General features: G+C 46.1%; 16 protein-coding genes. 4 read left to right on the forward strand and 12 right to left on the reverse strand.

Annotated elements, in window-relative coordinates; genetic code table 11:
* The first annotated feature begins 93 nt into the window (after positions 1–93).
* Both greA and RA156_RS12495 read left to right on the forward strand, forming a co-directional pair.
* The gene (gene greA / locus RA156_RS12490; RefSeq protein ID WP_306640493.1) at positions 94–567 is read left to right on the forward strand and encodes a transcription elongation factor GreA; all 474 of its coding nucleotides are present in this window, start codon (positions 94–96) and stop codon (positions 565–567) included.
* Positions 567–956: an HIT family protein gene (locus RA156_RS12495; RefSeq protein WP_306640495.1), complete on the forward strand. Its 390-nt coding sequence runs from the start codon at positions 567–569 to the stop codon at positions 954–956. The genes greA and RA156_RS12495 overlap by 1 nt, the downstream gene beginning before the upstream one ends.
* Before the next feature lie 28 nt (positions 957–984).
* Here the strand turns inward: RA156_RS12495 and RA156_RS12500 are convergent, their stop codons facing one another.
* From RA156_RS12500 to RA156_RS12545, 10 genes are all read right to left on the reverse strand, one after another.
* Entirely contained in the window at positions 985–2268 is a 1284-nt protein-coding gene (locus RA156_RS12500) for a sialidase family protein (protein WP_306640496.1), read from the reverse strand.
* Positions 2268–3248, reverse strand: a complete 981-nt coding sequence (gene hemB, locus RA156_RS12505; protein ID WP_306640497.1) for a porphobilinogen synthase — start codon at positions 3246–3248, stop codon at positions 2268–2270. Before hemB ends, RA156_RS12500 begins: the two co-directional genes overlap by 1 nt.
* 3 nt (positions 3249–3251) lie before the next feature.
* Complete coding sequence (locus RA156_RS12510) at positions 3252–3716, reverse strand: hypothetical protein (protein WP_306640499.1); 465 nt, start codon at positions 3714–3716, stop codon at positions 3252–3254.
* Complete coding sequence (gene yidD / locus RA156_RS12515; RefSeq protein WP_306640501.1) at positions 3713–3952, reverse strand: membrane protein insertion efficiency factor YidD; 240 nt, start codon at positions 3950–3952, stop codon at positions 3713–3715. Before yidD ends, RA156_RS12510 begins: the two co-directional genes overlap by 4 nt.
* Positions 3953–4019: 67 nt before the next feature.
* Positions 4020–4604, reverse strand: a complete 585-nt coding sequence (locus tag RA156_RS12520; protein WP_306640502.1) for a HupE/UreJ family protein — start codon at positions 4602–4604, stop codon at positions 4020–4022.
* A 3-nt stretch (positions 4605–4607) separates the two neighbouring features.
* Entirely contained in the window at positions 4608–5117 is a 510-nt protein-coding gene (locus tag RA156_RS12525; protein ID WP_306640504.1) for a dihydrofolate reductase, read from the reverse strand.
* The gene (locus tag RA156_RS12530) at positions 5114–5908 is read right to left on the reverse strand and encodes a thymidylate synthase (RefSeq protein ID WP_306640506.1); all 795 of its coding nucleotides are present in this window, start codon (positions 5906–5908) and stop codon (positions 5114–5116) included. The genes RA156_RS12525 and RA156_RS12530 overlap by 4 nt, the downstream gene beginning before the upstream one ends.
* A gap of 106 nt (positions 5909–6014) precedes the next feature.
* Positions 6015–7307: a hypothetical protein gene (locus tag RA156_RS12535; protein WP_306640508.1), complete on the reverse strand. Its 1293-nt coding sequence runs from the start codon at positions 7305–7307 to the stop codon at positions 6015–6017.
* 58 nt (positions 7308–7365) lie between these two features.
* Positions 7366–8505, reverse strand: a complete 1140-nt coding sequence (locus RA156_RS12540; RefSeq protein WP_306640510.1) for a 5-(carboxyamino)imidazole ribonucleotide synthase — start codon at positions 8503–8505, stop codon at positions 7366–7368.
* Positions 8502–9473: a phytanoyl-CoA dioxygenase family protein gene (locus RA156_RS12545; RefSeq protein ID WP_306640512.1), complete on the reverse strand. Its 972-nt coding sequence runs from the start codon at positions 9471–9473 to the stop codon at positions 8502–8504. Before RA156_RS12545 ends, RA156_RS12540 begins: the two co-directional genes overlap by 4 nt.
* Positions 9474–9578: 105 nt before the next feature.
* Here RA156_RS12545 and RA156_RS12550 point away from each other — a divergent pair, with 105 nt between their 5' ends.
* Positions 9579–10145, forward strand: a complete 567-nt coding sequence (locus RA156_RS12550; protein WP_306640514.1) for a hypothetical protein — start codon at positions 9579–9581, stop codon at positions 10143–10145.
* Between the two features lie 33 nt (positions 10146–10178).
* Positions 10179–11243 carry a mechanosensitive ion channel family protein gene (locus RA156_RS12555; RefSeq protein ID WP_306640516.1) on the forward strand — a complete coding sequence of 355 codons (1065 nt, stop codon included), beginning with the start codon at positions 10179–10181 and terminating at the stop codon, positions 11241–11243.
* On the opposite strand, the gene mtgA is transcribed toward RA156_RS12555, so the two are convergent.
* The gene (gene mtgA, locus RA156_RS12560; RefSeq protein WP_306640518.1) at positions 11216–11899 is read right to left on the reverse strand and encodes a monofunctional biosynthetic peptidoglycan transglycosylase; all 684 of its coding nucleotides are present in this window, start codon (positions 11897–11899) and stop codon (positions 11216–11218) included. The genes RA156_RS12555 and mtgA overlap by 28 nt on opposite strands.
* Positions 11900–11903: 4 nt before the next feature.
* On the reverse strand, positions 11904–13022 hold the full coding sequence (locus tag RA156_RS12565) for a C1 family peptidase (protein WP_306640520.1): 1119 nt from the start codon (positions 13020–13022) through the stop codon (positions 11904–11906).
* Positions 13023–13174 lie beyond the last annotated feature (152 nt).

Consider the following 13174-nt stretch of genomic DNA (forward strand, 5'->3'; position numbering starts at 1 on the left):
TTTGTGTAGAGAGAAAACCCTCCATGTTGAGGGTTTTCTCTTTTTTACGCCCCCAGACCGGCCGCTTTCAGCGGCCTGTTTAATCTTAGTATTATGTCTAACATCACCTACTATACTGAGGAAGGCCTTCAGAGGTTGAAGGAGGAATTGCACAACATGAAAAGCGTGCAACGCCCGGCCATTTCTCAACAAATTGCAGATGCTCGCGACAAAGGAGATCTCTCTGAGAACGCTGAGTACGATGCTGCCAAAGAAGCACAAGGACTACTCGAAGCGAAAATTAATAAGCTAGAAAACGTCATTGCCAATGCACGTGTTATTGATGAGTCGCAAATCGACAATAGCAAAGTCTTCATCTTGAGCCGAGTTAAGATCAAGAACTTGAAGAACAATGCGATTATGGAGTACACATTGGTTGCTGAGAACGAAGCAAACCTTGCTCTCAAGAAAATCTCTGTAGACTCCCCTATCGGTAAAGGACTATTAGGAAAAGTAGTCGGTGACATTGCGGAAGTGCAGATCCCTGCTGGACTTGTAAAATTCGAGGTACTCGAGATTAACCGATAATGGCGACTATCTTTTCTAAGATCGTATCTGGAGAAATTCCTTGTCACAAGATTGCTGAGAACGACAAGTTCCTCGCCTTTCTAGACATCTTTCCTTTGGTGAAAGGCCACACCTTGGTGATTCCAAAGAAAGAGGTGGACTATATCTTCGATATGGAAGATGATCTATTAAGCGAGATCAATGTATTCGCGAAGGATGTCGCGACCCAAATCAAAAAGGCCATCCCATGTGAGCGTATCGGTATCGCCGTCATTGGCCTTGAAGTTCCCCATGCTCACATGCATCTGGTTCCGATTAACCACGTTGGTGATATCAACTTCGAAAAGGAAAAGATGAAGCTATCCCAGGAAGAACTTAGTGAGATCGCAGAAGCGATCAGAAATGCATAAAAAAAGGAGCCGCTTGGCTCCTTTTTCATTATCGGTTGATTAGTGCTGTATGCACCGATAACTTCATTCCTTCAGCCCGAGTCCATATCGGTCTCACAACCCCATTGACTGCTGCTATGTTGTTATAATCTCCAAAGAATGCAGAGGCACTTGGTGTAAACGGACTTTCACTGATTCGCTCGTTGGTCCAAGTCTCTCCCCCATCTTCACTGTAAGCTATGTATACATCCGTCTCATTGCCTTCATGATTACGACGATCATAAAACACCGTATATAAGTACCCCGTACTTTGATCCAGGGCTAACCATGGAAAGAACTGCTGCTTTCCTGGTGCATCATCGTTTACGCGAATGGCTTCAGACCATGTATCTCCTTTATCATCGGAGTAACAAATGAAAATATCGGTGTCTTCTTCTCCGTTTCGTTGATCTGCCCAGTTGATATAGATTCTTCCATCGTGCTCTCCTCCACTTCTATCCAACGCAGTGACAGGCATTCCATTCGTTCTGTTAATTCCTGGAATATGATGATCCCAGCCTCCTACTATTTCATTGGCTATTAAATCTTCTTCGAGCCAAGTCTTTCCGCCGTCAGTGCTTCGATCAAACCAAATCGTGTCGTTCAAAGCCCATGCGACGAATACATCTTCTCCTCTGCCGGCACAAGGAACTGCCCCTTCAACAGTAGCGTCTCCATCGAGGCAATTTCCAGCGTGCTGATTTAAGCGCACTGGTTCGCTCCAATTCTTTCCTTTGGGTCCGGCGCACGAGAATAGAATGTAAGTACTGTCTTTCTCCTCTTTACTAGCGTATTTGTCGAATTCGGTCCAGGTAACGTAGACATGGTCACCCGTTTCGTCGGTACAAGCCCATTCTTTGTCTTGATCTTTGGGTGGATTCAACCCAATTCCAGCACCACTACTCCAGGTTCGACCAGCGTCTTTGCTGGTTTGACAAACGATTCGATCTAGCAATGAAGGGTCACTCCATCCTTTTCCGGAAGGGTCACTTAGGTGAAAGTAGTAGAACCAACCTTTTGGAGAAGCCAATAAACAAGGGTCTCCAAAGACTCCCATTTCTGAAGTTAAGCGATCTACTTGCCATGTTCTTCCGCTATCGCGGGAAAGGTATACTTTGTCAAGGATGGCTCCTCCAATAACCACTGAAGGATCATTCAAATCGATGGCAATACTCGGCTCGCACGGAGGATACCCAAATCCATCTGGTCCGTCGATTTTCACATTCTGATAAGGCGTTTGCGCCGTTCCGCCCATGGCGAAAAGAATCAGAACCAAGAAAAAGAAATGCTTCATTAGAGCTTGTTGTCCCGCATCATCTGCGCATATTCCTTAGCAAAGTAGGTCAAAATGCCGTCTGCTCCTGCTCTTCTGATTGATAGGAGCATTTCAGGCATTGCCTTCTCATAATCCAACCAACCGTTTTGAGCTGCTGCTTTCAGCATCGCGTACTCACCACTCACATTGTAAGCTGTAATGGGCAAGTCTGTCTCATTCTTCAGGAGATGAATGATGTCGAGGTAGCAGAGCGCTGGTTTCACCATTAGATAGTCAGCCCCTTCTTCCGCATCTGCATGCGCCTCGCGAAGTGCTTCGTATTTATTGGCCGGATCCATCTGGTAAGTCTTCTTGTCACCAGACTTCGGCGCGCTGTCAAGCGCATCTCGGAATGGACCGTAGTATGCACTGGCGTACTTGGCCGTGTAAGACATGATCGCAACCTCTTCAAATCCTTCATCATCCAAGGCATCGCGGATGGCCTCAACCCGACCATCCATCATGTCTGAAGGACCGATGATATCAATTCCCGCCTGTGCTTGTGCCACACTCATTTTTTCGAGAATTGGAAGTGTCTCATCATTGAGAATCTTTCCGTCTTCCACGAGTCCGTCGTGGCCATCAGAACTATATGGATCCATTGCCACATCGCTCATGATGCTTGACTCCGGGAAACGTTCTTTGACAGCGCGAATGATTCTTAGATAGAAGTTCTCATCTGCGTAGCTATAAGTAGCGGTTTTGTCTTTCAACGAATCGTCTACTGCCGGGAATAGCACAAATGAGCGCAAACCGAGCTCCATGGCTTCATCGATATCTCTCAAAAGATTGTCTTCAGAGAAACGCGAAAGCCCAGGGAGGGACGCAATTGGAATGTTCTGATCCTTGCCATCTACCACAAAGTACGGGTAGATCAAGTTATCGAGGGAGAGTGAGGTCTCGCGTACCATCCCACGAATAGCAGGGGTACGGCGATTACGACGAGGTCTACTCAGCATAAATTACATGTTGATCGCTTCGATCTCTTTTTTAAGTTCTTCTAGTTGCTTCAACTGCTCTTGTTGGATCTCAAGATGCTCTGCATCAGACAGACCTTCCATGATGGCATTTTGTGCGTGGTCATGATCGTGATCACATTCTTCTCCTGGTGCATGGGTATGCTCGTGCCCAGGGATTTCTACCATATTCTCTTCCCATTCGTGGAACTTCGCGTGAAGTCCGTCAAGCTTTCCGTTGAGTGCTTGAAGTTGTTCTGCCATCAAGGTATCACCCGCAGCCACCGCTGTTTCGATTTTTCCTTGAAGGTCTTCCACTTTGCTATGCATCATATCTGCCACGTCACCACTCAATGAAAGGAGTGTTTCGTGTACTTGTTCTGCTTCTTTGATGGTTTCACTTTTCTCGTGTGAATGTCCACAAGATGCGAGTAGTGCTGCTGCAACTAGGAGTGAGAATAGGTATTTCATGGTTGATGTTTTTTCTTCTTTGGTACGGGGTCATAACCTGAGGTTCCCCAGGGATGGCATTTCGCAATGCGCTTCGTCCCTAGCCAGATACCTTTGATCGGACCCCATTCTTTAATGGCTTCAATGGTGTAATTCGAACATGTGGGCTCATGGCGACAGTTCTGACCTAATAACGGTGAAATGACCGCTTGGTATATTTTGATCGGAAAGATCGCGATGGCCTTGAGTACGTTCACTTGACAAAAATACAAGGTGAAACCAGAGTAAAGCACTAAAATTCAATAATTACGAGCTTTTCACCCCTTAGAATGGCCACGTATCGATGCAAAGCATCAAGGCAACACCTCCCGTCAATCCCGAGAAGAAGATGATCCAGTCGCGTTGAGTGATTCTGAAGAGTCCGTTCATGGCGAAGCTGAACAAGATGAAGATGGCAATGATTAAGAGCTGCCCGACTTCCACTCCAACATTGAAGAACAACAATGGTTGAAAGATGGATTCTTCCTTCCCAAGGATCATTCTGAAGTAACTCGAAAAGCCCATTCCGTGCACCAATCCAAAGATCACCGCAATCAAATATCGCGTTCCGTGGAAGGCGATGACTTGGTTTCCGCGAACAGTATATCGGAGGTTTGAGAGCGCCGTTATGAGGATGGTCACTGGGATTAAGAACTCGATGATTCCACCATCAGGACGAATAATATCGAGACTCGTGAGAATGAGTGTGATGGTATGACCAACAGTAAATGCTGTGGCCAACAAAACGATTCGCTTGATCTCGCGGTATTCGAAGATACTGATGAGGGCGATCAAGTAGACCATGTGGTCATAGGCTTTCGGATCGGTGATGTGCTTGATCCCATCAAGGAGAAAGTCTGACCAGGTCATGGCTTAGCGTTTTCGGTTGTATTCAATGATCGTGAAGGCGTAGTCATGCTTTTCGTCTGTCGGGTGTTCCAACAGAATTTCCGCATCCCATTTCTCCGCATCAAATTCAGGGTAGAAGGCATCCGCCTCAAACTCGGCATGGACATGCGTGATGTACATGCGGTCTACAAGGTCTTTTTTGAGGGCTAGGGAGTAGATCTGCCCGCCGCCAATGACGTAGGCTTCTTCTTCTCCAGCTTCTTTTGCTTTGGCTAGCGCTTCTTCGAGAGAATTCACGACCACTGCCCCTTCTGCTTGGTAGCTATTCGAACGCGTGATAACCACGTTGGTTCTTCCTTTCAGTGGTCTATACTTTTCAGGAATCGACTCATAGTTCTTTCTTCCCATGATGACGAAATGCCCTTTAGTCTTCGTCATGAAGAAACGCATATCATCAGGTAGATCCCAGATTAGGTCGTTGTCTTTCCCAATCGCGTGGTTTGTTGCAATGGCTGCAATGGAAGACACGATCATACCGCTACCTCCGCTTTGATGTGTGGGTGTGGATCGTAGTTGATCAACTCAAAATCTTCAAACTTGAAATCGAAGAGATCAGTCACATTCGGGTTGATTTTCATTTGAGGCTGTTCACGGAAATCTCGTGTGAGCTGAAGCTCTGCTTGTTCAATGTGATTCGAGTAGAGGTGCACATCTCCAAAGGTGTGTACAAACTCACCAAGCTCGTAACCGCACACTTGCGCCAACATCATTGTCAGCAACGCATACGAAGCGATGTTAAACGGCACTCCAAGGAAGGTATCAGCGCTACGCTGGTAAAGCTGACACGAGAGTTTTCCATCTGCCACATAGAACTGGAACAAGCAGTGACAAGGTGGAAGCGCCATATCATCGATAAATGAGGGGTTCCAAGCGGAAACAATGTGACGACGAGAGTCAGGATTGTTTTTCAGAGAATCCACCAATTTCTTGATTTGATCAGTATGGCTTCCATCAGGATTCGGCCAAGAGCGCCATTGGTATCCGTACACCGGACCAAGGTCTCCATTTTCATCTGCCCACTCATCCCAGATACGCACACCATTGTCTTTCAAGTACTTGATATTGGTATCCCCTTGAAGGAACCAAAGTAGCTCGTGAATGATCGAACGGAGGTGAAGCTTCTTAGTGGTCAATACCGGAAATCCTTCACTGAGGTCAAAGCGCATTTGGTAACCAAAACAACTGATGGTTCCGGTTCCTGTGCGGTCTTCCTTTTTCGTACCGTTGGCGAGAATATGGCGAAGGAGGTCGTGGTATTGCTGCATCTGAATAAACTTTCATACGAAGTTACTTTCAAACACTCAGAATTCCGGACAAAAAGGAAAGAAGAAAGGCACCATTTTTCAACGATGCCTTTTAATTTCTTAGTGGTTATTCACATGCAGGACACTGGGTCTGCCATGAAGTTCCGAAGGAGCCGAGGAGGACTGCTAAATCACCAGCCCCTACTGCGCCATCACCATCTAAATCTTGAGGACAATCACAGGTGACACCAAAAGCACCCAAAATAGAGGTCATATCTGCTGTTCCTACCGAGCCATCTCCGTTCAAATCTGCTTCTAAACAGGTAATGGATGCCACTTCAAAGGAGGCGGTGACATCACAATCTAAACCGTACGTAATCGAAAAATTGTATACCCCTGGCTCTGTCAACCCAGAGATTACATTTCCATTTAAGCTCCCTCCAGTAGGCGACCAGGTAATGTCACTAATAGATTCACTGAAGCCATCGGCCGTTCCTGAAACTAAAACACTTCCCTCTTGGTAAGTAGCATTTTCATTTCCAATAATACAGTCTTGTCCAACTACATCAATCGAAGCTGAGATCAATTCATCGTTCAACTGTATTGTAGCTTGCGCCGCACAACCCCATTGTGTATCTGTAACGATGACATCGTACAAACCTTCAGATAGATTATTGAATCCTACATTGTTATCATCAATGATCAACATGTCTCCAGATGTTAATTGGAAGGAGTAGTTACCGGAACTCGTTTCATCAGTGAAGAATACTGAACCATAGGCAAAGTCTCCTTGGGCATCAGCGGTTGCACATTTTTTGGGATGACTAATAATCTCGCTAAAAATTGGAGCCGCATCATCAACTACTACATCAAGGAATTGGACATCAGTGAAACACTGCTGACTTCGAAGAAAGAAGTTGTACGTACCTGGTTCAAATCCCGCGATCACTTCTCCGTTTGAATACTGAACGCTTGAATTTGAAGACTCGGTGATTTCTACGGCTACATTAGTATTAATTGTAATCGTACCACTTGCATCTCCATTACAACTTGGGGTCATTATTACTTCAGTCAGACTCTCATCAATCAACACAACTGGATCAAAGGTGTTGGTGTAGTCAAATTGTGTCCCTGAATCGTCAATAAAGCTAATAGTGACAGGGTCCGAAGTAGTATTATCAAAATAGGCCGACACCCAAATGTTATCTCCCAAAATGGTTGGTATGAATTCCGATAATTCGCAATTGGTCAAGGTAAAATCTGGTATCTCTTCGAGTTGCACCCCGTCTTCAATTCGGTCAATGACCAGAAGAAAATTAGATTCAGCAGGGTTATCACAATTTGGATCGAAGTTCCAATAGGTTTGAGCGCACAGCCCAGTGCACGCCCATACGAGCGCGAAGGTCAAAATGATTTTCATAGTGTAGTTCTTTTGTTGGGCTTAAGATAGTCAGTGACGACTAGTAGGCAAACAAAAACTACTTAGAAATAACTCGAATTGTCTCCTTTACCTGAGCCACTTTTGCAGGAAGTTCAGCCACTTCATTCGCCAAAATGGTTACGTGTCCCATCTTTCTGAAAGGCTTTGTTGTTGATTTACCATAGATGTGCGGGTAAACCCCCTCCATACGGAGCAAATCATCGAAGCCATCATAAATCACAGGCCCAGTATACCCCTCAGCCCCCACAAGATTCACCATCGCCGCCGGACGAAGCGTTTCTGTGCTGCCTAGTGGAAGATTGAGTACCGATCTCAGGTGTTGTTCGAACTGAGAGCAGATGTTCCCTTCGATGCTGTGGTGACCGCTATTATGAGTTCGTGGTGCCGCCTCGTTGACGAGAACTTCTCCCGACGTTGTTAGGAACATTTCGATGGCGATGATACCTCTAAACTCAAGGGCGTCTGCCACTTGCATCGCGAGCTTTTCCGCGCTAGCGGCAACATCATCAGCAATATTGGCTGGTGCAAAAAGGTAATCGACGAGGTTGGCTACCGGGTCAAACACCAATTCAACCACCGGGAAAGCCTTGGTCTCACCTTGCTCATTGCGCGCAATGATGACCGATAGCTCTTTTTCTATATCTACAAGATCTTCAACCACACATGGTCCGTCAAAGGCTTTGGCCAAGTCATCAGCCGAGCGAAGTACTGCCACTCCTTTGCCGTCATAACCTCCAGTTCTTGCCTTCAAGACGCATGGTAAATCATCAGCTGTCAACTCTGTTCCAGACTCGATCAAACGAAAATCACTGGTCGCGATGTTATGGTCAGCATAGAACTGCTTTTGAATCCCTTTGTCTTTGATGATTTCCAAGTGAGCTGGATCAGGGCAAACCTTCACCCCTTGCGCTTGAAGATCTTTCAAGGCTTGGGTATTCACGTCTTCGATTTCGATTGTGATCAGGTCTTTGTCGGTTCCAAATTTCATCACCGTATCGTAGTCACGGAATTCACCGCACGTGAAGCTATTTGCAAGCTCTGCACATGGCGCATCGTGTGTAGGATCTAGCACATGGATTTGAATATCAAGGCTTGCGGCCTCTTGGATCAACATTCTTCCGAGCTGGCCTCCTCCAAGGATACCGAGCTTAAAGTTCTTACCGTAAACTGGTTTCATGCGTTGTCAAATTCAATAAGTGCCGGACGTTGCGTGATCTCGTGATAACAGATCACTTCTGGTGACATGTAATGTACCACCATGCTTTTCCGCGTTAGCGAAGGATCATTCATCTTGATAGCGCCATGGATCAAATTGCCATGCCACAAGAAGACATCTCCTTTCTTTGGATATAAGGTCTCTGGCTTGATTCCGCGTTCAGCGACCATTTTCTGAATGTACTCTTCGTAATGTAGATAGGCATCCTTACCCAAGAGCAAAGAATTGCCTCCATGATCAAAGGTATCGTTCAAGACATATGGAAACTTGTGGCTTCCTGGCCAGTACTGAAGTGGTCCTTGATCAGGGCCGATATCTTCAAGCGCCACCCAAGCAGCAGTCAAATACCCCAAAGGATAGGTGGTCATGTGGATGGAATCACTGTGTGCGCGTTGCTCACTGCTCTTGAAGAAATTGATGCTTTGGAACGGCACCATATTCTTACCTAGCAAGAATTTAAAGGCATCCACGATTCCTTTGTCACGCGCTATTTTGCCCATCAACTCACCTTGACGATAAGCGAACATGATCTTCTTACCGCTGTAGTTAAAGTCAATGGTGCCGTCTTCCATCAAACGGTCAATCTCTGCGTTGGTATTGTCAATGAACTCCTCACTGAAGTACCCACGCAAAATGGCGTACCCACCGTCTACCCACGTTTCCGCGATAGCGTCTTTCACCTTTGGATCAAGCTGATCAAAACCTGCCTGCTGTCGAATATCCGTTGAGTCATCACTCCACGGACGTTCATCCGGAAGGCTTTTGAAATCGGCACTTGAAATGGGAGCGTAGACCGATTTTTTCAAACCGTATTGCTTGTAGAGCTCTTTGTTCCGTTGCAGCAAGGCACGTTTCGACATATTAAAGATGTGATATGCCGGCTTTACGCGTCGGAAGAAACCCCAGTATTTATCAAGCAACTTAGCCATGGAGCAAAATTAGAATTAGAAATAGAACTAGGGTGATATTCGGCCTGATAATTGTACTAATCATGTACCTGAATGTCGTCCGAAAGCAAAAAAGTATATTTGATTATGAAGTATCTCATTGCCGCAGCCATTTTCTTTAGTTCCATTACCGCGTTTGGCCAACGCAGTGACAATAATAATATGGCCGGACAACAGCGCTGGGTGTTTGGTGGAGATATTGCTCTTTCATTCGGAACCAATATTACTGTAATTGGTGCTGCCCCTTCTGTTGGATATCGATTTACCGAAAGGCTGACTGCAGGTGGAGGATTTCTCTATTACTACTATCGTTTCAGAGATAACCTCGGTGAATTCAGCACATCGATTTATGGACCTCAGCTGTTCGGTCGTTTCACAGCATTCCAGGATTTGATTTCTGATGGAGACCGATTATTTCTTCAAACCGACTTTTACAATATCAATACTGAGTTCTTGCAGGTCGTTGAGACTGACCCATTGACAGTGGAACAACGTCGTGATTGGGTGCCTCAGTGGTTTGTTGGCGGCGGGTACTACACTTCTATAGGGGGCAATGTATTCGCAGGACTCACGGTAATGTGGGACGTCATTGGAGATAGCCGCGCACCTTTCCAAAGTCCACTTATTCGAGGTGGAATTTCTTTTGGTCTCTGATCTAGTTTCTTTTTTCTCGATTAATTTCGCGGCATGGAAGAATTTCTCTCCTATGACCTGTGGGGTAACCCTGTGCAAGAATGGCTGATCGCTAGTGCCTTCTTCGTGGGTAGTATCGTACTCGCGAAGTTCCTTTACTGGACATTCGGACGCATCTTCAAAAGCCTTGCTTCACGCACGAAAACGAAGCTTGACGACATTCTCATCGACATGCTCGAGGAGCCGATTGTTTTCGCGATTGTGATCATTGGAATGTGGTGGGGGTATGACCACCTCGACTTCGGTGAGGGAGTGCAGGTGTGGGTGCAGCGGGTCTTCCGTATCCTGATTGCCATCAATATTACTTGGCTCATTGTGCGTTTGGTAGATGCAGTTATGAGTGAATTCCTCATTCCATACGCTGAGAAGAGCGATGGCTCTATGGATCAAGTGATGCCGGTCATCCGCAAGACAATCAAAGCTCTCATCTGGGTATTGGGGGTGTTACTTGCCTTGAATAATGCTGGTTACGACGTAGGGGCCTTACTCGCCGGGGTTGGTATTGGCGGTCTAGCGATGGCTATGGCCGCTAAAGACTTTGTGGCGAATATCTTCGGTGGTATCACGGTCTTCATTGACAAGCCTTTTGTGCTTGGAGATCGAATTAAAATTGACGGTCATGACGGAATGGTTCGTGACATTGGCATCCGTTCAACTAAGATCCAAACTCTGGAAGGGAGGTTCATTACTGTGCCAAACCACAAGTTCACTGATAGCTACGTCGAAAACGTCACAAGTGAGCCTTCTCGAAAGATGACCATTACGCTTGGTCTGACTTATGACACCTCGCACGAGGACATTAAGAAGGCCAAGACCATTCTACAAGAGATTGCCGCTAAACACAATCAAACAGAAGATCGATACTTCGTTTGGTTTGCAGGATTCGGCGACTTCAGTTTGAATGTTTCTATGATCTACTACATCGCAAAGGATGGAGATCTTTTCGATGTGCCGAATGAGGTGAACCTTGAAATTCTAGAACGATTTAATGAAGCCGGCTTGGAATTCGCCTTCCCTACCCAAACGGTATATCACTCTTCTTTAGACCAGGGTAAATAATCCTTCCCTCCTAACAGACGCATTTGCTTCTCCACCTTGTAGGCTCGATTGCTCAAGTAGCTACTCGGTTTACCAGGATTGGAACGACGCGGTTGTGGAAATGCGCTCACCATCAAAGACGCTTGTCGCCGTGAAACATCGGTGCATGATTTGCCGAAGTAATGTCGAGCAGCGGCATCCACTCCGAAGCATTGTGGTCCCGTTTCGATTACGTTGAGGTAGACCTCCATGATGCGCTCCTTACTCCAGAAAATTTCGATGAGGGCCGTAAACCAGACTTCGAGTCCCTTGCGAACCCAAGTACGCGAGGGCCACAGGAACACGTTTTTCGCCGTTTGCTGCGAAATGGTGCTGGCCCCAATGGTGCGTTCGTGGGTCTTATTGTATTCGATGGCTGCAGCTATCGCTTCTGTATCAAATCCCCAATGGCTAGGGAAACGCTGATCTTCAGCTGCAATTGCAGCAAGCGGCAGTTGGTAGCTCATTTCTTTTAAGTCTACCCACTCTCCTTCTTTCTCGGTTCCTTGCCAGATTTGAAGTGCTGTGATTGGTGGGTTCACCCATTTATAGAGCAAGACCCACGCCACCGAAAAGATGATAAATCGGATCGCGACCCAACGGAAGATTCTCCATATCCTACGTAAGAGTCGCAACATACTTTTAGCCGTTTACTCGACCCTTGAGGTCTTTTGACAAACCGTCTTTATGAAGAAGGATTGAAATCGTTTTCAATCGGAAGTATGCCATGCTGATGTACTGGTATCCGTCGTAATCGTTTCCAGTTCCCCAAGAGTTTTTGATCATGAAGTAGCGATTCCCTTCTTGGTCTTCCGCAATACCTGTGAGGTGCATCAAGTGATCGTCAGTCGTTTTGTAGTTCTCAAAACCTTCTTGACGCATTTCTTGAGTTACCGATGGTTCTTTGATGATCGTTTTAAACATCTTGTCTTTCGCTGTACCCGCTGGTGGAACGATTGCCATTCCTTCACGGAAACTGAATCCTCGTTCACTAACGTCAGCATCCCATGCCACAGTATATCCATTTTCCAAAGCGTCTACTACAGCTTGTTCAAGTTCGTCGATAGACACGTTGTAGAATGAACCTTGAGAGAAGTTATCTGGCACTTCCAAGACGAACCATGAGTTCATTGGGTGGTGCGTAAAAGATGTCAAGCTCACGTAGTCATCGGCTACAATACCGAGTTCATCACGCAATGAAGCAGGCGTGTATTTCTTGCCTTGGTATTCAAATTCACCAGGCATTTCACCGAGATAAGCATCGAGTACGCCTTCTACTGCTTCCATCCATGTTGCACCTGAAGCTGCATTTCTCTTCTCAACAACCGCTTTCACGATGCCTTCAAGAATCGCATCCATTTCCCCGTGATCATGGCGATCTGCGTTGTATTCGATTCCGTCGTATACGCTTTCTGGAACAACACCGTAGTCACGAATGGCATTGATTACATCGTGACAAAGGCTTCCTGGTCCGAACTGATACTTCCCGTGGTAGCGCACGTACATCTCTGCCTTTCTCGGGTAGGTCACACGCACGTTGAACATCTCTGAAAGGTCATGTTCTCCTTTACCCATACGAATCAACTCGCTTTCTATGAAAGAAGTCGTTGAGTAACTCCAACAAGTACCGGTGCGACATTGGTCTTTAGTAGATGTCGCATCGAGGTTAATCTTCTCTTTGAACTTGTATGCGTTTTGAGCAGAAAGGCTTGCGCTTGCCAGAACAATGATGGCAAGGAATAGAACTGACTTGAAATTCATCTTGTAGCAGGTATTATTATTCTCATCAAAGCGCTTCGAAGCAGTATGAATCGAAGCGAATGGTCACGTAAGATAGGATAAACGCCGCGCACTGTTGACAACGAAAAGCTGAAAAAAGGCCAAAAGTGCACGTCGTACATCAGAGTACGGAA

It is taken from the genome of Sanyastnella coralliicola, assembly GCF_030845195.1.
Taxonomy (GTDB): domain Bacteria; phylum Bacteroidota; class Bacteroidia; order Flavobacteriales_D; family Sanyastnellaceae; genus Sanyastnella; species Sanyastnella coralliicola.